Source organism: Promicromonospora sp. NPDC023805 (genome assembly GCF_040639635.1).
Classification (GTDB): Bacteria; Actinomycetota; Actinomycetes; order Actinomycetales; family Cellulomonadaceae; genus Promicromonospora.
This window is the reverse complement of the sequence record NZ_JBFAAH010000046.1, coordinates 1-23,750: the sequence shown is the minus strand read 5'-3', so window position 1 is coordinate 23,750 and position 23,750 is coordinate 1. Positions and strand designations below refer to the sequence as shown.

Sequence of the window (23,750 nt, the reverse complement as noted above, 5' to 3'; positions counted from 1 at the left end):
CTAGCCGCGACGCTGCGCGACCTTCGTGCTGGCGCCGGGATCAGCGGCGTCAACGCTGCCAAGGCCGCTGGCATCAGCCAGGCCAAGCTCTCCAACATCGAGCGCGGCAAGACTCCGCCGACGCCCGAGGATGCCGAGCGTCTTGCTCAGGTCTACGGCGCGTCGGCCAAGGTGCGCGCCGAGCTGGTCGAGCAGTCCCGACAGGCGAAGGCTCAGGCATGGTCGGCGAAGGTGGTGTTGCAGCGCGGTGGCTGGTTGCTCCAGGACCGCATCGGGCGGCAGGAAGGTTCTGCCGCCTCGATCCGGTATTTCTGCCCGTCCGGTGTGATCGGCCTGCTGCAGACGCCGGCCTATGTCCGGGCAATGTGGGGTGACGAGGCGCCTGTCGAGAACGTGGACAAGTTCGTCGAGTCCAGGATGCGTCGCCAGCTGATCCTCGGCAGCGACAAGCGGGAGATCGTCGCCGTGCACACCGAAGGTGCACTGCGCTGGAACCTGGGCGGTCCGAAGGTCATGGTCGAGCAGCTGGACCGGCTGATCGTCGAGCTGGATCGGCCGCACCTGCGGCAGGGCATCATCCCGTGGACGTCACCGGTGAACGCGACCGCTCTGCATCAGTTCACGATCTATGACGACGCGGCAGCTCTGGTCTCGACCGTTCCGGGCACGTCGCTGGTGACCGACCCCGAGAACGTCCAGCAGGTCACGAGCGAGTGGGACCACTTGGAGCCGTACGTCCTGTGGGGCGAGAAGGCCCGGCCCCACCTGCAGCGAATCAGAGCGGAGTACGCCGCGCTGTGACGGCCACTGCTTCTTCGTGGTTGCGTCTATCACGTCTGAGACGTAATACTGGTCTTGCCCGAACCGCCGAACCTGGAGCGAACATGACGACGACCTGTGACATGAGCCAGCGCCAGGCCGCCCTTGTGGCGCTCGACATCGACGGGACACTCCTCGTCACGGGCCGGCTCCCGACGCCTGCCGTGATCGCAGCGGTCAGGGCCGCCAGTGACGCTGGGCATGAGCTCATCCTGGCCACCGGCCGCTCTCTGTCGGGCGCCCTGGCTGCCGCTCGCGTCCTGGGGATCGGGGAAGGCTATCTCGTCGCCTCGAACGGCAGTGTTGTCGCCAAGATGACCCGTGCCGGGTGTGAGGTGACCGGAATGCACACGGTGGATGCCAAGGCTGTCGTGCAGCTCGTTTCCGCTGTCCGCCCTGACCTCTCGATAGCGGCCGAGATCGTCGGGGTCGGGTATCACGTCTCCAAGCCCTTCCCGCCACAGGAGCTGGGTGGCGAGCAGGTCGAAGTGACCCGGCTCGACGACCTGTGGGCGGAGGCGACCCCGCGCCTGGCCATCTACGGCGAGAACGCGTCGCACCTGGTGCCGTCGATCCGTGCGGGTGGCATGACGGCCACGCGGACCCGCCCGGACTGGGTGGATGTGACGCCCGGCGGGGTGAGTAAGGCGACCGCACTGGAGACGATCCGCCGCGAGCTGGGTATCCCGAAGAGCAGGACGGTCGCCATCGGCGACAGTGAGAACGACATCTCGATGCTGACGTGGGCCGAGCGCGGGGTGGCCATGGGTCACGCCCCTGCCATGGTCCGGTTCTCGGCCAACTCGGCGACCAAGGGCATCGAGGATGACGGTGCCGCCCTGATCCTGAATGCCCTCGCCCGGTCGGCCGAGGACGTCACCCGAGGGAGCCAGGACCCGATAGCCTCCGGGCCGTGAGGATCATCAACTTCAAGCCGCGGCAGAGCAAGGAGGCCGCCGCGGTCGCGGCCGCCGCATTCGCCGACGACCCGATCTGGAGCCACGTGATTCCGGACCCCGAGCGCCGACACCTCCCACACACGATCCTGCTCCGTGCGCAGCTGCGCACGATTGCGCCGTCCGACGACGCACGGCTCGCCGTACATGAAGGCCGGATCGTCGGGCTGGCCTTCTGGAGCAATGTCTGGGACGAGGACTCGTACGAGCTGCCGAATGCCCGCAGGTTCCGTGCCACGCGCAGGCTCGCGCGCAGCGTCGGTAACGACTGGCCGAGGCTCTCCAACATGTACATCTCGATCGGCCGATCGATCCCGCACGACGTGGAGTGGTTCCTCGCCACCCTCGCGGTGCACCCCGAACACCAAGGCACCGGCATCGGCAGCGCGCTCCTACGCGACGGCCTCGCACAGGCCGACCGCCGCGGATATCCGATCACTGTGCAGGCAAGCACACCCGAGAACGTCAGGTTCTACGAGCGGCACGGGTTCGAGGTCATCGAAGCGCTCGACGAGCTCTATCGGGGAGCTCCGCCCTTCTGGACCATGCGCCGCGCCAGCACCGCCGTCGGTAACCGAGTCTTGTGAACCCCAGTACCCGGGTCACTGACCCGCGGTGGGGAGATTGGCAGGGAACGGCAGCCCGTCCCGGGCAACAAGAACGCCCCTCATCCGGTGAGACACCTGATGAGCGGCAACGTGCGCCTGAAGGGATTCGAACCCCCTGATCTTTGCTCCGGAGCATTCTGGATCGGTCCGGATTGGCAGGATCTAGCGGTTGCCGTGCCACGGTTCCCCGGAAAACCCGGTCTCGCGCGGCTCGATTCAATGCTCCGGTGGGGAGTTTGGTGGGGAGTGCCTGTTGTGTGCCCGGGGTCGCGCGACGCGCGTTGCTTGCCGCGTCCACGCGCGGGATTGTCTGTCGAAAGCGGTGGGTGATCGAGTAGAGCGCTGGACCGTGCGATCCTGCAGGAGTGGATCAGGTCGTTCAGGATGCCGCTCGGACCGCTCTTCTTGAGCTGTGCCGGAGCGGCTCACCTGTTGTCCGCAACGAGACCGTCAACGAAGTAATCGCCATCGCGGCCCGGCGCTGGCGATCATTCGAGCGACGTCGTGCCAAGCGTTCAGACGATCTCGACGCAAGGGCCGAGGACCTTGCCAAGGGACTACGAGATCACTTTGAAGTGCAGCCACAGCTCGTGGGACCACTCATGGAGGACTATCGGCACCTGGCCGGCGTTCTTGCAGCCGAGTTCTCGCGGGAGACCTGAGCCGCCGACCTGCTGCGCGCTGACGAGCGCCCCTGCCGCCATGGACAAGTACGCGGGACACCTGTGGTAGGGAGCAGCCTCCGTCCCAGGACAGAGAAAGGGCCCCTCGCTCGGCGCTATGCCTGGTGAGGGGCCCTCTCTCGGGTGGTGCGCCTGAAGGGATTCGAACCCCCGACCTTCTGCTCCGGAGCCAAGCTAGCTCGACGCGATCCCTGCCTGAACGGGTTAGCGTCGGCGCTGGATGGTCCAGGTCTGTTCAGGGTGGTTCAGGATCGGTTGCCGGGGTAATCCAGCAGATACCCCAGCAGTAGCGGTCGCAGCAGTGACCGGAACGGGCCTGTCGGGCGTGCAACTGGTAGAACGGCAGTCGTCGGCGGCGCTGCTAGTCCGCCGATGATGTGGCCGACTCATCACCGTCCTTGGTGGTGACCTGGGACATGAACCAGTCGTCTGGTGACCAGCCTGGCCGGAAGGGCTTCACAAGCTCAACTCTGGAGTCGATGGGAAAGATGTCGATCGGCTTCTCCTCCTCACCTGCATGTTTCCTGGACCGATTTGCGATTGTTAGCAAGTACATAATCGCGGCCATGACTACCGAGTAGATCTGGGGTTTAGAGATTCGGAGGGCGTCGCCATGTTTCAACTCAAGATCGGGGCAGTCTTCGACAAAACGACGGTCAATCTTCCCGGCCCGATGAGCAATCACATTCCGCATCGCCTTGGCTATGCGAAGTGTGTTTCGAATGTTTTCATCGATGGCGCCGTCGAGGCCCACGTCTTCTAGTGCGTACTCGAATTGGGCCACGCCAACACGCAGGCTAGAGGCGCTAATTCGCCTCCCCTCGGCGAGGATTAGTTGGATGCGTTGGGGCTCGTCGAGGGCGAGGAAATCAACGGCGTTCACCTTGACCTTCGCGAGCTTCCCTTCCGCTAGTACGCCAGGATTTGCGAGGGCGTGCGCAAGACAGGCGTCGTCGACAGCCGATTCAAGAGCACCCCAAATGCCCATGAGCGCGTGACTGTGAAGGAGCGGGAAGCCGCGCTCAATCTCAGCCTGTGCCATTTCTGCTGACTTTCGGCGTTCAGACATCCGAGCTTCGCGTTCGGGGTCTGCGCTCGTCGCGTCTGTTGGATCATCATTTATGACTTCGTTGATTTCATCGAGTAATCTTGGGAACGCAATAATCGAGCGTGCGCCGTCTTCAGTTAAATCCAGCAATCGGACTGTGTCCAGGCAGTACCTTCGAAAATCATTCGCGGCCGCTATGACTGTTGCGGAGGTTTCGTTGGGAATTGTTCTCACGCTCCTCTGACTGGTCGTTGCCGGGATGCATGAGTTTCGCAGAAGGCTCGTCTGTTTGGTAGGTCCTGGCCTAAGGGGTGCCGGGTGATATCGAGCTGATGCGGGGGTCAGCGGTGCGAACGGCGACGGCCCTTCCCGTAGATGGTGGGGCCGTCGCCGTTCAGGTGTGAAGCGCGCTCTACGTAACCGTCGCGCGCTGAGCGAGCTCCTGTAGGTCGACCGGCGTGCGCCGGCTGATCTGCATGAGGTCACGGATGGGCCTGCCGCGCCAAAGGGTGCGACCGGATCTGCTCCGGCGCTAGCTCCTCCGCTTCGTGTAGTGCGGCGACGGCCTCACCCACCTGCCGCCGCTGCGTGCAGGCCCGAGCCTTGTCGAGAAGCAGCCGACTCCGGCGCTCGGTCCCTTATGGCCACAACGCAGGATGAACTACGGGTTTCACCTGAATGTGAAAACCCGGCCAACGACGACGGGCTACATCAGCGACGCCACGGCGTGGCCCGGAGTCCCTCACCTCGTTTCTCCTTCTCAGAGCAAGGGCCCGGGATGGTACGACTGCGTCCAGGTATGTGACCGGCGTCCCCACCGATGCACCCTCGTCGTTCGAAAACCCTGCCGAGAGAGGATCAGTTCGGAATGATCTGCGCCAGAGCCTGGGCGTTCTGAACCAGGGCGGACAGAGCGGCGTTGATCGCCGCACTGGCCTGCGCGCTGACGGCGGTTCCTGCGCCAGCCTTGGCCCGCTCGCTGACCCACTCGGCGAACCTCTGGACCGCCCCTGCGTCGGGCATGCTGGCGGCAACTTGGGCGACTGCCTCGTCGCGAACGCGCTCCAGCTCGGCGTCGGTGCCCTTGATGGCGCCGCTCATGACCATCAGTTCGGCGATGCCCTTGATGAGGTCCTGCAGATGCTTCGTGGTCGTCCCGACGTTCATCGTTTGGTGGGCGTGCGGCCCGGTGGCCACCTGCATGTTGGTCGCCGTGACATTCCACGTCGTCGCGCCGGCGACCGAGGGTGCTGCGGGGGGCGCGGAGCTGTAGAACGCCTGGGTGTTGTCCAGGTCGTCGTCGCCGCCGGGCATCTGGAAGACCTTGACCTGGGTGATGTGCACGGTCCGGGTGACGCCGCTGGGCATCACCTGCTCGACCTGGTCGCCCTCTCGGATATCCGCGGTGACGGGAAGCGAGTAGGAGTCGCCGAAGTCCATCGCGTCCATGGACAGCCGCTGCTCGTCGGGGCCGGAGCCGCGCACGACGGTGATCGGCACGTTGTATTCGAACATCATCACCGGATCGTAGAAGCCGCCGCCGACACCCCGCGGGCGCCGGTGCCAATCTCACCCGGGTGGTTCTCGTCAAGGGCCGGATTTTGCCGTCCTCGGCTCACCATGTGCTTGCCTACGCCTGGTGGGCGCACTTGAGGTGCACTGGCGCGCAGTCTGCGAAACCAGCGGGAAGTCCACGAGCGACACCGCACGGCACCCGCCGTGGGTAGCCAACCTAGAGCCATACACCAGCAGTTAGTCCAGCAGTGGCTGCGACAGGGCTGCGTGGGCAAAAAACGAAACAGGCCGTGACCAGCGTTTGCGCTGGTCACGGCCTGTTTTTGTCGGTGCGCCTGAAGGGATTCGAACCCCCGACCTTCTGCTCCGGAGGCAGATGCTCTATCCACTGAGCTACAGGCGCGTGGCCGAAATCCATGAGCTGACGCTCACCGTATCGGCCGAAACGAGACTACCAGGTGACCGACGTGAGGCGTGCATCGATAGCTGTGACACTCGTCTGGCAACCTTCCGTCGCTCGCCTGCGTCTGTGTCCCGTGAATCGACGAAGAGCCCGATCCCACCGGCGTACTGACGTACGCGGGCGACGACGAACGAGGTGGTGGACATGGTGAGTGACGACGCGGTCGTCCTGGAGGGTCCCGACGTCATCGTGGTGACCACGGGCGCTCCGGCCGAGCGGTTCACGAGCTTCGCGAGAGACCGGTCACCCGAGCTGTCCCGCATCGCCTATCTGCTGTGTGGCGACGTGCATCGGGCCGCCGACCTGGTGCAGCTCGCACTGGAGCGGACGTACCGGGCCTGGAACCGGGTGGGCGACGGCGACCCGTTCGCCTACGCCCGCAGGGTGATCGCCACAGCCCGGATCGATTCCTGGCGGCGGACCAAGCACGACGTGCTGGTGGCCCCGACAGACCTTCGCCCGGGTTCCGCGTCGGACGGCACGCAGCACGTCGTCGACCGCGACGAGCTGGTGCGGGCACTGCGTCAGCTTCCGGCGGGGCAGCGGCGCATCGTCGTCCTGCGCTACCTGCTGGACCGCACCGAGAGGCAGACCGCCGAGGACCTGGGGATCTCCGTGGGTGCGGTGAAGTCGGGCGCGTCGCGCGGCCTTGACCGGCTGCGGCAGATCCTCGGCAAGGGAGTCCCACGATCAGCGACGGCGACGAACGACACGACCACGCGGCAGGAGGCGAAGTGATGAAGGAGCAGAGCGACACCCTGGTGAAGCTGATCCACGACGCCGCGGGTCAGGTCGGGCCCCTGGACGGGATCGATGGTGAGGCGATGGCACGACTGGCGATCCGTCATGAGCGCACGCGTCGAGGTGTGATCGGGGGCGCTGTGGCCTTCGCGCTGGTAGCCCTGGGCACGGCTGGGACGATCTGGTTCGTCGAGCGACCGGCGCTTCCTGCGCTTCTGCCGTGGTTCTCGAACTCGGGCGAGACTCGCTCGGACGGCCTGGTCTTCGAGGTGCCGGACGGCTACGAGGAGTTCAGCCCCACGGGGGACCCGATGTGGGGACTTGACCTGGTGATCCCGGACGAGCTGGATATGGAGTCGCGTCCGTCGGCCGAGTCGTGGGTCGCCGTCGACCCGGTGGACGGTGTGCCGCTCGTGGGCAGGCAGGTCGGCAACCCGGTGGTCGACGCCGACGTGCCCGGGGCGGTGGCCGCGAAATACTCCTGGTACGTCGCGGACGGCGCCGGCGAGCCGATGGCCGGGAACCTCACGGCGGACGCGGACGACTTCGTGGGTGAGCTGGATGTGGAGCTCACCGACGGGACGGTGGTCAGGGTCACCATGAAGCTCCATGACGATGCCACGCCGCAGGCCACGTTCGAGCGGCTCGTCGGCTCGGTCCGGATCGACGAGGAGTACGAAGGCCCGGAAGCATGGCCGATGATTCCGCAGGAGGACCTGCCGCTTCTCGAGGCGGGCGAAGTGCCTGCGTCATGGCGGCAGGCAGAGTTCCACGGTCTGGAGTACGCGGTGCCCGGGGACTGGTGGACCGGCCTGAGCGCGGAGCTCGTTGGCGAGACGCAGATCCTCAAGCGACCGGACGGCAAGGTGGAGCTCCGGATGGAGCTGACCGACCACTTGATGTATCTCAACAATGCCCAGATGGCCGCCGAGTTCGCCGAGCTCGGCGAAGAACCCGGGGACTACTACCGCTTCGATCTGGCGGGCTCGGACGTGGCGCAGGTCCGGATCGAGCGGTTCGACGGCGAGTACCAGGCCTATATCGAGGTGCGTCGCGCCGGCGGCAGGGGCTACATGGTGAACTTCTTCGGTCGCCCCGGTGCCGGGGATCTCGACGACGACCTCGCGGCGCTCCTCGGCAGCCTCGGCCTGACCGCGGCGTCGAAGGACGGAGCCATTGCCTACGACGACCTGGATCCCGCGGACCCGCTGCTGCGGGACGCGCCGTCGGACTGGGAACAGGTCACCTTCGAGGGCCTCGAGATGAGCCTGCCGCAGGAGCTCGAGAGCGACGAAGGGACGTGGGGAATCTGGAACAGCGACTCCGCGGACTCCTGGGAGGACCTGTCGATCTCCCTCTGGGATCTGGAGGCGTACGAGCAGCCCTTCGACCTCGATGAGACCGGATACCGGTACGAGCCGCCCGGCACCGAGCGCGGGGTCGTGACCGTCGGGACGAGCACCGAGACCGGCGAGCCGACCTTCCTGGGGCACGCCACCTTCTGGCTGACGGCTGACGGGCGCAAGTCGTTCGAGGTCCGGTACGAGGGCTCAGGAGCGACCGAGGAACGGTGGTGGCAGATCCTCGAGTCGCTGGACGCGGCCGATCTGAACGTGTCCTGACAGGCAACCTTCTTGAGGCTGCCTGCGTCTGTGTGCCGTGAATCCATGAAGAGCCCGACCCTGTCCGCGCACGGACATGTGCGCGGTCATCGACGAACGAGGTGGTAGGGATGGCGAGTGAAGATGCCGCGGGCCAGGTCGGCCCCCTGAAGGACACCGACGACGCTGCGCTGGAAGCGCAGGTGGTCCGCCGGAAGCGCGCACGCCGCGGTGTGCTCGGGGGCGTGGTGGTTCTCGCCGTCCTGGCCCTCGTGGCCGTCGGCGCCTTCGTCGCCGGCGGAAGGCAGCTTCTGCCGGCCGGTCGGGGGGCGTCCGGAGACGTGCCGGCCGACTGGACCGAAGTGTCCGAAGCCGGACTGACGCTGGCGATCCCGCAGGATTTTGAGCCCTACGAGGAGATGGCCGTCGGCTGGGCTGTCGAACCGGAGCAGGACGACGAGTTCGGCGACTACTCCGCGGTGATCGTCCAGCCCTGGCCGCTCTCGGACGAGAGCCCGTTTCCCGAGACGTACGGCCAGCCGGTCGAGACGGAAGTGCCAGGCGCGGCGTCAGCCGAGTACGCATGGACGACCGAGGAAGACGCCCTCGGCGACCTCGAGGGCGCGCTGGACGTCGAGCTGGAGTCCGGCAGGACGATCCGGCTCATGATCATCCTGGCCGATGTGCCGGACCCCGAGGGGACGTTCGAGCAGCTCGTCGGCACCGTAAAGGTCGACCCGTCCTTCGACGAGAGCACGCTGGCGATGCCCGAGGACGAACAGCCCGTTCTCGACGTCGTGGAGGAGCTTCCGTCCGGGTGGGAGACCCAGGAGCACCAGGGCCTGAAGTTCGCCGTGCCGGAGGACTGGGTGGAAGACGACACCTCCGCTGCCCGGGACGCCCGCTGGCCGGCCGTGTCGATGAACGACGCGGCGGGGGAGTTCCGGCTGAAGGTGACCACTCTCTCGTCCACGTTCGACTCGGACGAGGATCACAGCTACATGTACGTCTTCGAGCCACCGCCGGGGGCCGACCGGGCAGGCGCCGAGCTGACTCCGGACGGCGGGACGCTCACCGCCTGGCTCGAGGTGCGCAAGGCGGGGGGCCGTACCTACTCGATCAACATGCAGGTCCCGGAGGGCGAGGACGGCGAACGCATGGTGAACACGGTCGCCGGGAACCTGGAGTTCACCGCCGAGGCGGACGATCTGCCCTCCTACCAGGACCTGGCGGACGCCCAGCCCTTCATCGACGACGCACCGGAGATCCCGGGGGACTGGGTGGTGGCGGAGGGCTCCGGCTTCAGCCTGCGGGTGCCGCCGGACTGGGCCGACCCGGGCGCCGGGCAGGACGGCGGGGTCATGCTCAACGCCCCGTCGGACCCGTCGGACGCCGGGCCGGGCGAGAGCGTGGACGCATGGCTGGTGGAGCCCGGGGTCACCGGCTTCGACGAGATCCCCATCGGCGGGTATCGCCTCGACATCCCGGGCGCGGACCAGGCGGTCGTCAGGATGGGCGACTACACGGAGTACGGGGAAGTCGAAGCCAATGCGTTCAACGCTCACGCCGAGATCCGCCTGGCCGACGGCAGCCACCTGACGGTGGGCTACGACGGCGGGGCGGGCCCCGAGTTCGAGGAACGGTTCTGGCAGATCCTCGGCAGCCTGGAGATCACCACGGACTGAGAACCCGTGTCCGACGGCGGTGGCGCGCTCCGAGCACGGGGCGCGCCACCGACGTCGGGCATCGCGTTCCCGGCCTGTGGAAAGCGTGGGCGTCGTGTCGGCGCTCGCCCGTAGAATCGTCGAGTGACACCTACCCAGCTCTCCGAAGCACTCAGTGCTGCCCTCGCCGCGGCCGTCGCCGACGGCACGCTCGCCCTGCCCGCCGACGCCGTCCCGGCGTCCGTCCACGTGGAGCGACCCAGGCAGCGAGAGCACGGGGACTGGGCCACGAACGTGGCCCTGCAGCTCGCGAAGAAGGCGGGTACGACGCCGCGCGCGCTGGCCGAGGACCTGGCCGCCCGCCTCGGCGCGACGCCCGGCATCAAGTCCGTGGGCGTCGCCGGTCCGGGCTTCCTCAACATCACGCTCGACGCCGGGGCGGCGGGCGAGCTCGCGCGCACCATCGTCGAGGCGGGCGCGGCGTACGGCCGGGGCGAGGCCCTGACCGGCCAGGTGATCAACCTGGAGTACATCAGCGCCAACCCGACCGGCCCGCTGCACATCGGCCACACCCGCTGGGCCGCGCTCGGCGACTCGCTGGGGCGCATCCTCCGCGCCGCCGGCGCCGAGGTGGCCGCCGAGTACTACATCAACGACGCCGGCGCGCAGATGGACCGCTTCGGCGAGTCCGTCCTGGCACGGGCGACGGACACCGAGGTGCCCGAGGGCGGCTACCGCGGCGAGTACGTCAAGGAGCTCGCCGCCAAGGTGCTCGCTGACCACCCCGACCTGCCGGAGCTGCCGCACTCCGATGCGATCGCCGTCGCCCGCGAGGCCGGCTACAAGCACCAGCTGGCGGAGATCCGCGAGGTGCTGGAGGGCTTCGGCGTGCACTTCGACGTCTGGTTCTCCGAGCGCGAGCTGCACGACTCGGGCGCTGTCGAGAAGGCGGTGGCCCGCCTGCGCGAGCAGGGGCACGTGTTCGACAAGGAGGGCGCGGTCTGGCTGCGCACCACGGACTTCACGGACGACAAGGACCGCGTGATGATCCGGGCGAACGGCGAGCCCACGTACTTCGCCGCCGACGCCGCGTACTACCTGTCGAAGAAGGACCGCGGGTTCCCGGGCAAGATCTACCTGCTCGGCGCCGACCACCACGGGTACGTCAACCGCCTCAAGGCCATCGCCGCCTGCGCGGGGGACAACCCGGAGACCAACATCGAGGTGCTCATCGGGCAGCTCGTCAATGTCGGCGGCGCCAAGCTGTCCAAGCGCGCCGGCAACATCATCGAGCTGCGTGACCTCGTCGACTGGATCGGCAAGGACGCCGTCCGCTACTCCCTGGCCCGCTACCCCGCGGACTCGCCGCTGGAGCTGCAGGGCGAGGACATGATCAAGCAGTCCAACGACAACCCCGTGTTCTACGTGCAGTACGCGCACAGCCGCACGGTCCAGATCGGGATCAAGGCCGTCGAGCGCGGCGTGCGCCGCGCCGACGGGTTCGACCCGGCGCAGCTGTCGCACGCCTCGGAGACGGCGCTGATCGGGCGCCTCACCGAGTTCCCGCGGATCGTGGCCCAGGCCGGCGAGCTGCGCGAGCCGCACCGCGTGGCCCGGTACCTCGAGGCGCTCGCCGGTGACTTCCACGCCTGGTACAACGACGATGACAAGCTGCGCGTCACGCCGTACCAGGACGAGGAGGTCACGGACGCGCACCGTGCGCGCCTGTGGCTGAACGACGCGGTCCGCACGGTCCTTGCCAACGGCCTGAACCTGCTGGGCGTGAGCGCTCCGGAGCGGATGTGATGGGCGGGTACGTGATGGGCTCTGACGTGAGCGGCCCGCCCTGGTCGAGCGGCGTCGGCCGCCTGCCGGACGGCGCGGTAGCCGTCGGCGGAGTCGACGTGCGCGAGCTCGCCGCTCAGCACGGCACGCCCGCCTACGTGCTGGACGAGGCCGACTTCCGCATGCGGGCCCGCGCGTACCGCACCGCGTTCGAGGCGGCGTTCGGCGCCGTCGGCACGGGCGTGGACGTGTACTACGCGGGCAAGGCGCTGCTCACCGTGGCCGTCGCGCGCTGGGCGCGCGAGGAGGGCCTGCGGGTCGACACGGCGTCCGGCGGCGAGCTGGCCATCGCGCTCCGGGCCGAGATCCCTGGCGCCGAGATCGGCCTGCACGGCAACAACAAGTCAGACACCGAGATCCTGCGGGCGCTCGACGCCGGCGTGGGCCGCATCATCGTGGACTCGCTGGTCGAGATCGAGCGGGTCGCTCGCCTCGCCCGCGAGCGCGGGGTCGTGGCACCCGTGATGGTCCGGGTGACCACCGGTGTGCACGCAGGTGGCCACGAGTACATCGCGACGGCGCACGAGGACCAGAAGTTCGGGCTGTCGGTCAACGCGGGGTCCGGGGCGACGAGCCCGGCGATGGCCGCGCTGCTCGCGGTGCTGAAGCATCCCGAGCTGAAGCTGCTGGGCATCCACTCGCACATCGGCTCCCAGATCCTCGACCCCGACGGCTTCGAGGCCGCGGCACGCGTGGTGCTGCGGTTGCGGGCCGAGCTGGCGGAGCGGTCCGGCCTGCTCGTCGACGAGATCGACCTCGGCGGCGGCTACGGCATCGCCTACCTGCCGGGTGAGGTCGCGCTCGACCCGGAGCGCGTGGCGAAGGACATCGCACGGTCGGTGACCGGGGTGTGCAAGGAGCTCGGCACGGACCTGCCCCGGTTCTCGATCGAACCCGGCAGGGCGATCGTCGGCCCGGCGGGCCTCACGCTCTACACGGTCGGCACGGTCAAGCCGGTCACCGTGTCGGACGACGACGGCGCCGACTTCACGCGCACCTACGTGTCCATCGACGGCGGCATGAGCGACAACATCCGCCCGGCCCTGTACGGGGCGGCGTACCACGCGGAGATCGTCGGCCGGTCGTCCGCCGCGGAGAAGGTGCTGGCGCGCGTGGTGGGCAAGCACTGCGAGTCGGGTGACATCGTCGTGCACGAGGTACAGCTTCCCGCGGACGTGCGGGCCGGGGACCTGCTCGCGGTCGCCGCGACCGGCGCCTACGGGCGGTCCATGGCGTCGAACTACAACATGCTGCCGCGCCCGCCGGTCGTCGCGGTGTCCGACGGCGCAGCGCGGGTGCTCGTCCGCCGCGAGACCGAGGACGATCTGCTGGGCCTCGACCAGGGCTGACCCTCTCGGCTCCGGGCGTCTGCCCGGAGCCGAGAGGACCGTTCAGGCGCTCGGGTCAGACGTCCTGGGCGTCGTCGACGTGGCAGCCCTCGGCGGAGTCGCCGTACGCCTCGATGTGCTTCTCGATCTCCTTGGACAGGTCATCGATCTGCACGGTGAGCTTGTCCATCTCCGCGCCGATCGTCTCGACCGCCGCGATGTCGCGCGCGTTGATGGCGGCCATGAAGTCGTTCAGCCCGTCCATGTACGTGACTGTCTTGTCGTCCAGCTTCGCGGAGACCTCGAGCATCGCGTCCGCGTCGCCGATCGCGCCGATGCAGGCCGTCGCGGTGCTCTCGGCACGCGACTTGGCGGTCTCCAGGTCGTCGATCGTCGCCTCGGCGTCGGCGAGGCTCTTCTCGGCGCTCGTCAGCTCGGCCGAGAGCGACGTGGCGCGCGACTCCCAGTCGCCGGCCGAGACCGTACCGAGCGCTCCCCACACGACGGCGCCGACGAGCAGCACCGCGAGCACGATCACCGCGACGTTGGCCCTGACGAAGGCCACGGCCTTGTTGGGCGCCTTCGGCGGTGCGGGTTCGGATGTGGGTGCGGGCTCCGGCTTCAGCTCAGAGGCCGGTGCAGGCGCAGGCGCAGGTGCAGAGACAGGTGGGGGCTCAGGCGCAGGTGCGGGCTCGGCGCCGGCCGGCAGGTCGCCCTCCGGCGCGGCGGGCGCCGGGTCGGGTTCGGGGGTGGGATTCAGCTCAGCGGCGGGACGCGCGCGCTCGTCGTCGGACATGCGGGCAAGGTACTGGCTGAAAACCGGCGAAAAGCACGAAAAACAACAGATCGCAGAAAGATCACCCCGGTGCGTGCCGAGGCCCTCGTTGCCCGCCGCAGGGCGAGCAACGAGGGCCTCGGTCTCACCTGACCGCTACGGCCGGTCGATGGTGATCGTCGGCGAGGTCCAGGTCTCCCAGTGCTTGGGGTTCCAGGTGTCGCCGTCGGCCTTCAGGGCCTTGAGGGAGAGCACGTAGTCACCGTCGGGCACGTTCTTCGTGACCCCGCGGAGCGTCGTGTACGAGCCGTCCCACGCGTAGGCGGTGAGCCCGCCGGCCGTCTCGTTCCGCTCCACGCCCGTCACGTCGACGGCGAACGCGCCGCGGCGGTCCACCGGGCGGCCGGTCTCGGCGTCGCGCACCGTGACCTGCAGCTTCTCCACCTGGTGCTGGAAGTGGACGAGCGTGTACGGGATGTCGGGCAGGCCGTTCACGGTGCCGAGCGAGTACGCGGCGCCTTCAGGCTTCAGCTCGTAGTCGCCCTGCGGGTCTATGCAGTCGAGGTTGATGAACTCGGTGCACGTCGTGATGCTCCCGACCGACGGCAGGTCAGCAACCACCTCGCCGCCGGACATGACCGGCGTGATCGGGTCGATCGCCTGGTAGTCGCCCGCGTACCCGGCGTACGGCACGGAGTACTCGGTGCCGTCGCCGGCCGTGACCACCACGTACCCGCCGTAGATGAGCTGGTCGGCATCCGTCGCCTCGGGCGCGGTGACCGTCACGCGGACCACCTCGGAGGCGCCCGCCCGCAGCGTCACCGACTCGCGGCTGAACGACACGTCCGCGTAAGAGTCGGCGAACGACGGCGCGAAGGTGTTGCCGTACGTCGCGAGTGCCGGGGCGTGCGACACGGTGTAGGTGACCGTCTTGCGGGTCGTGTTGCGGACTGTCACCGACTTGGTGATGGTTCCGGTCTTCGTGCTCTCGCCGAGCGAGAGCTTCGCGGGCCGCACGCTGGCGCCGGCCTGGACGACTCCGGGGATGTCGAGCATGCCCGCACCCTGCCGGTGCGCGTTGTCGAGGTAGCCGGCAGCCGGGGCCCCGGACCACGCGGCCGGGTCGGCACTGTTCTGCAGCATGCTCCGGACCTGCGAGGCGCGCAGGCGCGGCTGCGCCTCCAGCAGCAGGGCGACGGCGCCTGCGACGTGCGGCGACGCCATCGACGTGCCGGAGTTGACGCCGTGGCCGCCCTGCTCCAGCGGCAGGGTCGAGTTGATGTTGCCGCCGGGGGCGCCGATGTCGGGCTTGAGGGCCAGGTCGGGAGACAGGCCGTACGAGCTGAACGAGCTGATCAGGCCGCCGGTCGGGCTGGGCGTGGACACCTCGCCGGCGGACCAGGTGAGCGTCACCTCGGTGCCGGCGGCGAGCTCGGCGACGAGGGCCTTGCCCTCGGCCTGCGGGATGCCGATACCCGGGATGTCGCGGTCCACGACGCCACCGCCGGAGAACAGGCCGGGGCTCGAGTTGTAGATCACTACTGCCGTGGCACCCGCGGCGTGCGCCGTCGCGTACTTCTCCTCGAAGGCGCACGAACCGCGTGCGATGAGAGCGGTCTTGCCCGCGACGTCGGCCTCCAGCGGTATGCCGACGCTGGGGCAGACGGTCCCGGCGTCGACCAGCGGGTCCGTGGTGCCCTCGGTGGGCGGGTCGGCGACGTCGCCGAGCCCCAGGTAGGGCACTGCAGTGCCCGACGGGTTCGCGACGACGGAGCGTGCGGTCACGTGCGTGTTGTCGAACGACGCGACGCCGATGACCTTCTCGCCCAGGCCGGGCGCACCCGCCGAGTACAGGCCCGACGCGCCCGAGTTACCGATCGAGGCGACGACGACCATGCCGCGGTCGACGAGCAGGTTGCTCGCGGTAGCCGTCGGGTACGACGGCCAGGAGTAGGAGGAGCCGATCGACATGTTCAGGACGTCCATGTCGTCAGCCAGTGCGCGCTCCATGGCCGCGATCATGATGTCGGCGTCGGTGGAACCCTCGCAGCCGAACACGCGGTAGGCCCCGAAGGACACGCCGGGCGCCACACCAGTGATCCCGTCGGCCCGGCCCTCGGCGTTCGCGCCGACGATGCCCGCCACGTGGGTGCCGTGGCCCTGGCAGTCGTCCGGGACAGCGTCGGGGTGCGGGACCCGCCGGTCGGCGTCGCTGGAGCCGGCGTTGTAGTCGTCGCCGACCAGGTCGTAGCCGGCCACCACGCGGCTGTTCGGGAAGCCGGGGCCGCCCAGGTCCGGGTGGTCGATGTCGACGCCCGTGTCCATGACGGCGACCTTCACGCCCTCGCCGGTCAGGCCGAGCTCGTTCTGCGCGATGTCCGCACCCGTCATGCCGAGCGCCGTCGCCATGTCCGGCTCGTTGCCGGGGACGGTCTCCGGGATCTCGATCTGCGTCATGGGGTAGATCGCCTTGACGCCCTCGGTGCGCTGCAGGCGCCCGAGCTGGGCCGAGTCCATGTCGATGGAGTAGCCGTTGAACAGGGTGTGGAACGTGCGCCGGACGGAGTAGTCGACGTCGGCGTCCTTCGCGGCCGCGCGGAACTCCTGGCGCTCGGCCGTGAGGGTCTTGCTGTCGGTGCCCGCTGACGCCGGCTCGCTCTCCAGCTCGACGAACCATGAGCCCTTGGTCTCGTTGACCAGGGTGGTGTCGACGGAAGCCGGGATCTCGTGGACCGGCGCTATCGGGTCGATGGCGCCCGCGCCCCCGACCGTCGCACCCTGGGCGGCGAGGCCCTGTGCGGTAACACCCCCGGCTGCCAGCGCGAGCGCGGCGAGCGCTCCGAGGTACCTGCTGCGATTCATTCGTGCTCCCCGTTCGGGTGGCCGCCGATTACTACTCCGGTGGCCCTTATGTGAAGAAAGCGTGACTCGGGTGACTTTAGAGGAGCACTTCCGCGCGGGGAAGACGCGGAGAGCAAGCCGGGTGATTTTCCGGTGTGGTGTTACCGCACGTCGATGTGGATCGGGTTGGTGTAGAGCCAGGTGTCCGCCCACGGGTCGCCGTTGTTGTCCTCGTGCGGCAGCGGGCCGTCGGGGTCGACCGACGCGCCGAGGTATCCGGCACCGTGGCGGTTCCCGTCGCTGCCGCGCAGCCGGACGTAGCAGGACTGCGTGATGCGGCCGAGCGGGATGCGCAGGTGATAGGTGCCGGACCGGCCGCTCGTGTCGATCTGCTCGACCACGCGCGTGTCGGGTGCCCGCCAGCTGTCGCGGTCCGTCGACGGTCCGGTCACGGCGCCCCGGATCACGTCCAGGTGGGCGAGCCGGGGGAGCACCCCGTGCGGGTTGGGGCGGTGTGCGCTGCGCACCTTGACCATGAGCTCCACCGAGGTCCCGCGCTCGACGGTGAGCCGTCCGCCCAGGGTGCTGCTGCGGCCCCGTGCTCCCACCAGGCGGACGTCGAGCCCGTCGACGAGGTGTCCGTGATCCACCCAGACCCGGCCGCGGCGCATGCCGTCCATGACGTCGAGGTAGCCGTGCCGGGTCACGCCCACATGGGTGCGGCTGAACTCGCCGGGCCAGAAGTCGCTGCCGGGCTGGGGTGTCCCGGCGTCCACGGGGGACGGCTTCCAGCCCAGCGAGTCGAAGCTCTCGCCGGGAGGCATGTCGCCGTCGCGCCAGGTGTCCCAGATGGTGCGGTGGTTGTCGGAGTTGGAGGTGATCGAGAACAGGGTGCCCTCCGCCAGCATCGCGTCCCACAGCCCGCCGACGGTCGCCGTCATCCAGTCGAAGCCGCCGAAGGTGCGGTACGCCTCGACCGGGTAGCCGGGGTAGGAGTCCGGGCGCGGCGCGTTGCTGTACTCGCCGCGCTGGGCCCGCGTGCTGCCGCGGTACGCGACCCAGGCCGGGTCCGCGTCGCCCTGGGCGCCGGGCGCGCCCTCCAAGCCGATGCAGATCCCGCGGGCGGCGTCGCGCCACGCCCGGATCTCGTGCGGGGAGTCGATGCCGAGCCGGGACGGGTGGTTGGCCAGCACGAGGACGTCGTCGACGTAGCCGTTCGCCTTCTGGGCGGCGAGCCACCGCAGCGCGTCCACCGCGCGCTGCTCGTTCTCGGGCAGGTCCGCGGCCCAGCCGTTGAGCTTGCCGTCCCACCGGCGCTCGAACTCGCGCAGCAGCTCGACCTCGTGCCGGCCGGGTGCGGTGAACACGGTGCCGTGCTCGGCAGCCGGGATGTACCACTCCAGGCCCTGGAAGATCAGCTGGCGCGGGTTGCGGGCCCGCGCGGCCATGATCTCCTCGTGCTGGGCGGCGGCTCCCTTGTCGCGGTGCCCGAGGTTGCTGTGCTCCGTGAAGACCATCCAGTCCAGGCCGAGCTCCGCGCCCTTCCTGGCGAGCTGGTCGAAGTCGTACTTGGCGTCGTGGCTGTACCGGGAGTGCACGTGGTGGTCGCCGACGAGCCAGGCGAGCCGAGGATCCCCGTGCCGGTCCGCTGCGACGGCGGTTCCGGCGTGCGCGCCGGTGGCGAGCGCGAGCCCGCCGGCCATGCCGAGCCGCAGGAACGTGCGGCGGGAGGCTCCTTGCGGGTCCAGGGACGAGGCCCGGACCGACGGATCGGCCCACGCGGGCAGATCAGTGGCACGGAACGGGTGGGGCATGGTTCCTCCTGCGGCAGCTCCTGGTAACGCCACAGGGTTGCGCCGCCCGAAGGCCCGCGGGTGAACGCGACGCGTCGGCCGCCTGTCGGCCGGACGTCGAGTCCCTGCCTCCCGCTGACACGGATCCCTCCCCTTCGAGGTCTAGGTTTCTCCCCTCTGAAACGGTTCAGAGGGGAGAAACCTAGACCTCAAAGGGGACCACCTCAGACCTGGTCGGCCGGCGAGTCCACCAGATGTCCCTGGTAGGCGGGGTTCGTCAGGAACGCCGGGAAGTCGTCCTGCAGGGCGACCTGGCGGAAGATCGCCGCCGCGTCGTCGAGCCGGTTGCCGCGCTCGTGCGGGAGCGAAGCGACGACGTCCAGCAGGATCGTCTCGACCCGTTCCCGAGTGATCGGGAGCTGGTCGTCGTGGGTCACCGTGCCCGAGGCGATCCACTGCCACACCTGGGACCGGGAGATCTCGGCGGTGGCGGCGTCCTCCATCAGGTTGTCGAGCGCCGCGGCTCCGGTACCGCGCAGCCAGGCGTCGATGTAGCGGACGGCCACCGAGACGTTCGACCGCACCCCGGCGGAGGTCACGGTCGCCCCGGCACGCCGCGCGGAGGCGATGTCGAGGAGCTCGTGCTGCCCCACGGTGACGTCCGGCCGCTGCCGCGAGACCTGGTTCGGCGCGTCCCCGAGGACGGCGTCGAACTCGGCCTCGGCCACGGGGATCAGGTCGGGGTGGGCCACCCACGTGCCGTCGAAGCCGTCACCGGCCTCGCGCTTCTTGTCCGCCGCGACCTGCTGGAACGCCTTCCGGGTCACCTCCGGGTTGCGGCGGTCCGGGATGAACGCGCTCATCCCGCCGATGGCGTGCGCCCCGCGCTTGTGGCACGTGGCGACGAGCAGCTCGGTGTAGGCGCGCATGAACGGTGCGGTCATGGTGACCTGCGCGCGGTCCGGCAGCACGTACGAGTCGCCGCGCGTGCGGAAGCACTTGATGATCGAGAACAGGTAGTCCCAGCGCCCCGCGTTGAGCCCCGCGCAGTGGTCACGGAGCTCGTAGAGGATCTCCTCCATCTCGAACGCCGCGGGCAGCGTCTCGATGAGCACCGTGGCGCGGATCGTGCCGCGGGGGATGCCCAGCGCGTCCTGCGCGACCTCGAACACCTCGTTCCACAGCCGCGCCTCCTTGTACCCCTCCAGCTTGGGCAGGTAGAAGTACGGACCCCGGCCGCGAGCGATCAGCTCGGCGGCGTTGTGGAAGAAGTAGAGCCCGAAGTCCACGAGGCTGCCCAGGGCGCTGCTCGTGATGCCGTTCGCGTCCGTGTAGCGCAGGTGGGCCTCGTCGAGGTGCCAGCCACGCGGCCGGAACACGATGGTCGGGAGGTCGACGATGTCGGCCGACCGGAGCGTGTACTCCTTGCCGGCCTCGTTGGTGAAGCTCAGCGAGCCGCGGATGGCGTCGTGCAGCGCGAGCTGCCCCTCCACCACGTTGGGCCACGTCGGGCTGGACGCGTCCTCGGCGTCGGCCAGCCAGCACCGGGCACCGGAGTTGAGCGCGTTGATGGTCATCTTCGGGTCGGTGGGACCCGTGATCTCGACCCGGCGGTCCTCCAGGCCGGGCGCCTTCCGCGAGCCGGCGACCCGCCAGTGCGGGTCGTCGCGCACCGGACGCGTCGAGGCACGGAAGTCGGGGTCCGCGCCGTCCGCGATGTCCTGACGGCGCAGCTGGCGCTGCGCGATCAGCTCGTCGCGGGCGGCGTCGAACCGGTCGTGGAGCAGAGCGAGGAACTGGAGCGCGTCAGCGCTCAGGATCTCGCCGTAGCGCGGGCCGACCGAACCGGTGACGGTGATGACGCCCCGGCGCGAGCCGGTTCGCGAGGCCCCCACCCCGCCGTTCGGCAGCGAGCTCGGTGCGGAGCTCCTGGGTGCCGGCGAGGATGACGGGCGCGCGGTGGCCGGGCGTGCGGCCGACGTCGGAGTGGAGCCCGCACGTGCGGCGGGCGGGGTGCCGATCCCGGCGAGACCGGCGTCCGGGTCGAACGGGTTGGCGCCCTGCGGGCGCGTGTCGATGGTCGCGGTCATCAGAACTGCGCCGCCTCGGTAGAACCGGCCAGAGCCGTGGTGGACGAGTTGGGGTTCAGCGCCGTCGCCACGCGGTCGAAGTAGCCGGTGCCGACCTCGCGCTGGTGCTTGGTGGCGGTGTAGCCACGCGACTCGGCGGCGAACTCCTTCTCCTGCAGCTCGACGTACGCGGTCATCTGCTCACGGGCGTAACCGTGGGCCAGGTCGAACATCGAGTAGTTCAGGGCGTGGAAGCCGGCCAGGGTGATGAACTGGAACTTGAAGCCCATCGCGCCCAGCTCGCGCTGGAACTTCGCGATCGTGTCGTCGTCCAGGTGCTTCTTCCAGTTGAACGACGGCGAGCAGTTGTAGCTCAGCATCTGGTCGGGGAAGTCGGCCTTCACCGCCTCGGCGAACTTGCGGGCGAGCTCGAGGTCGGGCGTGCCGGTCTCCATCCAGATCAGGTCGGAGTACGGCGCGTAGGCCTTGGCGCGGGCGATGCACGGCTCGATGCCGTTGGTCACCTTGTAGAAGCCCTCGGCGGTGCGCTCGCCGGTGATGAACGGCAGGTCGCGCTCGTCGACGTCGGACGTGATCAGGGTCGCCGCCTCGGCGTCGGTCCGGGCGATCACGATGGACGGCACATCGGCGACGTCGGCCGCGAGGCGGGCCGCGTTCAGCGTCCGCACGTGCTGCTGCGTCGGGACGAGCACCTTGCCACCCAGGTGGCCGCACTTCTTCTCCGAGGCGAGCTGGTCCTCCCAGTGCACGCCGGCCGCGCCAGAGGTGATCATTGACTTCATCAGCTCGTACGCGTTCAGCGGGCCACCGAAGCCGGCCTCGGCGTCGGCGATGATCGGGGCGAGCCAGTCACGGGTCGGCGTGCCGTTCTCCGAGACGTCGATCTGGTCGGCGCGCAGGAGCGCGTTGTTGATGCGACGGACCACCGCGGGCACCGAGTTGGCCGGGTACAGCGACTGGTCGGGGTAGGTCTGACCCGAGAGGTTCGCGTCACCCGCGACCTGCCAGCCGGACAGGTAGATGGCCTGCAGGCCGGCCTTGACCTGCTGCACTGCCTGGTTTCCGGTCAGCGCCCCGAGGGCGTTGATGTAGTCCTCCTCGTGCAGCTGACGCCACAGACGCTCGGCGCCGCGGCGGGCGAGGGTGTTCTCCTCGCCGACCGAGCCGCGCAGCGCGACGACGTCCTCGGGAGTGTAGGTGCGCTCGATGTCGGCCCAGCGAGGGTCGGACTCCCAGGACTGCTGCAGCTCCGCAGCGGTCTGCACCTGGTCGCCGGTGCGCACTGGAGTCGACGCGGTCGTCGCGGACACAGTCGCCTCTGACGGGGAATCGATGGTGGGTGCGCTCATGGCGGGTCTCCTTCTCGTGGAACGTCGTCACCTCGCCTGCCGGGTGACGTGTTACGACCTTGTGCCCTGCGCAACCCACTTCTCAAGCAGATCCGCGTAGAAGAAGCCCAGTTCTTCTGTTGAACGGAAGCATGTCTGTATGTCACCCTCAGTCATGGCAGTTACCCCCGGCAATCGCAGAACCGCGCGAAACGTCACTTCTTCGCTTCCTACGCAGATCGGCGTAGGACGGGCGGCGGGCCAGTCGCGCGTCCGGGTGCCCGGTCAGGCCCTCGGCCGAGTGCCCAGCCAGGCTGCGACGCCGGCGGCCGGTCCGGCCGAGGCGGAGCCGGACGCCCTCACCATCGGACGGCGCATCCGGCACCTGCGGACCAGCAAGGGCATGACGCTCGACGACCTCGCGTCGGCGATCGACCGGGCGCCGTCCCAGGTCAGCACGCTGGAGAACGGCAAGCGGGAGCCCAAGTTCTCGCAGCTGCAGACCATCGCCCGGGCGCTCGGCGTCGGCGTGGACGACCTGCTCTCGGCCGAGGCGCCGTCGGAGCGGGACGGGCTGGAGATCGAGCTGGAGCGGGTGCAGCGCGGCCCGCTGTTCGCGTCGCTCGGCATCGAGGGCGTGCGCATCGGCAAGTCGCTGCCCCACGACGCGCTCACGACCATCCTGGCGCTGCACCGCGAGCTCGAGCGGCTCCACACCGAGCGTGCGGCCACGCCGGAGGAGGCCCGCCGGGCCAACGGTGAGCTGCGCGACGACATGCGCGCCAAGGACAACTACCTGCCCGAGCTGGAGCAGGTCGCGAAGGAGCTGCTCGCCGACGTCGGCCACACGTCGGGCCCGCTGCCGCAGCGCATGGCGGCCGAGATCGCCGCGCACCTCGGCTTCACGCTGCACTACGTGAGCGACCTGCCGCACTCGACACGTTCGGTGATCGACACCCGGAACCGGCGCCTCTACCTGCCGTCCAAGGGTTTCCGCGGGCGATCCAACACCCGGTCGGCGCTGCTGCAGGCGCTCGCGTCGCACGTGCTGGACCACACCGAACCCGGCGACTACGGCGAGTTCCTCCGCCAGCGCGTCGAGGCGAACTACCTGGCGGCGGCTCTCATGGTGCCGGAGAAGCCGGGCGTGAAGTTCCTCCGTGACGCGAAGGACGAGCGCGCGATCGCCATCGAGGACCTGCGCGACGCCTTCGGGGTGTCGTTCGAGACCGCGGCGCACCGGTTCACCAACCTCGCGACCAGGCACCTCGGCATCCCCGTGCACTTCATGAAGGTCCACGAGTCCGGGATCCTGCACAAGGCGTACGAGAACGACGGCGTGCGGTTCCCCTCGGACGCACTGGGCGCCGTCGAGGGCCAGCACGTGTGCAAGCAGTGGACGGCGCGGCGCGTGTTCGACGTCGAGGACCGGTTCAACCCGTACGCGCAGTACACGGATACGACGTCCGGCACCTACTGGTGCACCTCGCGCGTCGAGAACACGTCGGACGGCGCGTTCTCGGTGTCGGTCGGCGTGCCGTTCGCGGACGTCAAGTGGTTCGAGGGCCGCGAGACGACGGTCCGCACTGCCTCGCGCTGCCCCGACGAGTCGTGCTGCCGGCGTCCGCCTGAGGAGCTCTCCACGAAGTGGG

Annotated in this window: 17 protein-coding genes and 1 tRNA gene; 10 read left to right on the top strand and 8 right to left on the bottom strand. The window is 69.1% G+C overall.

What is annotated here, in order from left to right; translation table 11 throughout:
• From AB0F70_RS26675 to AB0F70_RS26660, 4 genes are all read left to right on the top strand, one after another.
• Nucleotides 1-801: helix-turn-helix transcriptional regulator (locus AB0F70_RS26675; RefSeq protein ID WP_357456078.1), on the top strand; the 801-nt coding region annotated here is incomplete at its 5' end.
• An 83-nt stretch (nt 802-884) separates the two neighbouring features.
• The gene (locus tag AB0F70_RS26670; protein WP_357456075.1) at nt 885-1,736 is read left to right on the top strand and encodes an HAD family hydrolase; all 852 of its coding nucleotides are present in this window, start codon (nt 885-887) and stop codon (nt 1,734-1,736) included.
• On the top strand, nt 1,733-2,362 hold the full coding sequence (locus AB0F70_RS26665; RefSeq protein WP_357456071.1) for a GNAT family N-acetyltransferase: 630 nt from the start codon (nt 1,733-1,735) through the stop codon (nt 2,360-2,362). Before AB0F70_RS26670 ends, AB0F70_RS26665 begins: the two co-directional genes overlap by 4 nt.
• 386 nt (nt 2,363-2,748) lie before the next feature.
• Nucleotides 2,749-3,045: a hypothetical protein gene (locus tag AB0F70_RS26660; protein WP_357456068.1), complete on the top strand. Its 297-nt coding sequence runs from the start codon at nt 2,749-2,751 to the stop codon at nt 3,043-3,045.
• Between the two features lie 382 nt (nt 3,046-3,427).
• Here the strand turns inward: AB0F70_RS26660 and AB0F70_RS26655 are convergent, their stop codons facing one another.
• The 3 genes from AB0F70_RS26655 to AB0F70_RS26645 all read right to left on the bottom strand — a co-directional run bounded on the left by AB0F70_RS26655 (nt 3,428) and on the right by AB0F70_RS26645 (nt 6,032).
• Entirely contained in the window at nt 3,428-4,348 is a 921-nt protein-coding gene (locus AB0F70_RS26655) for a hypothetical protein (protein WP_357456066.1), read from the bottom strand.
• Nucleotides 4,349-4,972: 624 nt separating this feature from the next.
• The gene (locus AB0F70_RS26650; RefSeq protein WP_357456063.1) at nt 4,973-5,632 is read right to left on the bottom strand and encodes a hypothetical protein; all 660 of its coding nucleotides are present in this window, start codon (nt 5,630-5,632) and stop codon (nt 4,973-4,975) included.
• 327 nt (nt 5,633-5,959) lie between these two features.
• Nucleotides 5,960-6,032 (bottom strand) — tRNA-Arg (locus AB0F70_RS26645).
• Between the two features lie 204 nt (nt 6,033-6,236).
• Here AB0F70_RS26645 and AB0F70_RS26640 point away from each other — a divergent pair.
• From AB0F70_RS26640 to lysA, 5 genes are all read left to right on the top strand, one after another.
• Nucleotides 6,237-6,830 (top strand): SigE family RNA polymerase sigma factor, encoded by a 594-nt coding sequence (locus AB0F70_RS26640; RefSeq protein ID WP_357456060.1) that lies wholly within the window; start codon nt 6,237-6,239, stop codon nt 6,828-6,830.
• Entirely contained in the window at nt 6,830-8,455 is a 1,626-nt protein-coding gene (locus AB0F70_RS26635) for a hypothetical protein (protein ID WP_357456057.1), read from the top strand. The genes AB0F70_RS26640 and AB0F70_RS26635 overlap by 1 nt, the downstream gene beginning before the upstream one ends.
• Nucleotides 8,456-8,565: 110 nt before the next feature.
• Nucleotides 8,566-10,119 carry a hypothetical protein gene (locus AB0F70_RS26630; protein ID WP_357456054.1) on the top strand — a complete coding sequence of 518 codons (1,554 nt, stop codon included), beginning with the start codon at nt 8,566-8,568 and terminating at the stop codon, nt 10,117-10,119.
• Nucleotides 10,120-10,242: 123 nt separating this feature from the next.
• Nucleotides 10,243-11,904 carry an arginine--tRNA ligase gene (gene argS, locus AB0F70_RS26625; protein WP_357456051.1) on the top strand — a complete coding sequence of 554 codons (1,662 nt, stop codon included), beginning with the start codon at nt 10,243-10,245 and terminating at the stop codon, nt 11,902-11,904.
• Between the two features lie 14 nt (nt 11,905-11,918).
• Nucleotides 11,919-13,292 carry a diaminopimelate decarboxylase gene (gene lysA, locus AB0F70_RS26620; RefSeq protein ID WP_357456081.1) on the top strand — a complete coding sequence of 458 codons (1,374 nt, stop codon included), beginning with the start codon at nt 11,919-11,921 and terminating at the stop codon, nt 13,290-13,292.
• A gap of 55 nt (nt 13,293-13,347) precedes the next feature.
• Here lysA and AB0F70_RS26615 read toward each other — a convergent pair whose 3' ends face one another.
• From AB0F70_RS26615 to aceA, 5 genes are all read right to left on the bottom strand, one after another.
• Complete coding sequence (locus AB0F70_RS26615; RefSeq protein WP_357456048.1) at nt 13,348-14,067, bottom strand: prefoldin domain-containing protein; 720 nt, start codon at nt 14,065-14,067, stop codon at nt 13,348-13,350.
• A 135-nt stretch (nt 14,068-14,202) separates the two neighbouring features.
• Nucleotides 14,203-16,908, bottom strand: a complete 2,706-nt coding sequence (locus tag AB0F70_RS26610) for a S8 family serine peptidase (RefSeq protein ID WP_357456044.1) — start codon at nt 16,906-16,908, stop codon at nt 14,203-14,205.
• A gap of 140 nt (nt 16,909-17,048) precedes the next feature.
• On the bottom strand, nt 17,049-18,701 hold the full coding sequence (locus AB0F70_RS26605) for a PHP domain-containing protein (RefSeq protein ID WP_357456041.1): 1,653 nt from the start codon (nt 18,699-18,701) through the stop codon (nt 17,049-17,051).
• A gap of 203 nt (nt 18,702-18,904) precedes the next feature.
• Entirely contained in the window at nt 18,905-20,770 is a 1,866-nt protein-coding gene (gene aceB / locus AB0F70_RS26600) for a malate synthase A (protein WP_357456038.1), read from the bottom strand.
• Nucleotides 20,770-22,119: an isocitrate lyase gene (aceA, locus tag AB0F70_RS26595; protein WP_357456035.1), complete on the bottom strand. Its 1,350-nt coding sequence runs from the start codon at nt 22,117-22,119 to the stop codon at nt 20,770-20,772. The genes aceB and aceA overlap by 1 nt, the downstream gene beginning before the upstream one ends.
• Nucleotides 22,120-22,399: 280 nt before the next feature.
• Here aceA and AB0F70_RS26590 point away from each other — a divergent pair.
• Nucleotides 22,400-23,750 (top strand): helix-turn-helix domain-containing protein (locus AB0F70_RS26590; protein ID WP_357456032.1); only part of this gene is annotated, 1,351 nt, incomplete at its 3' end.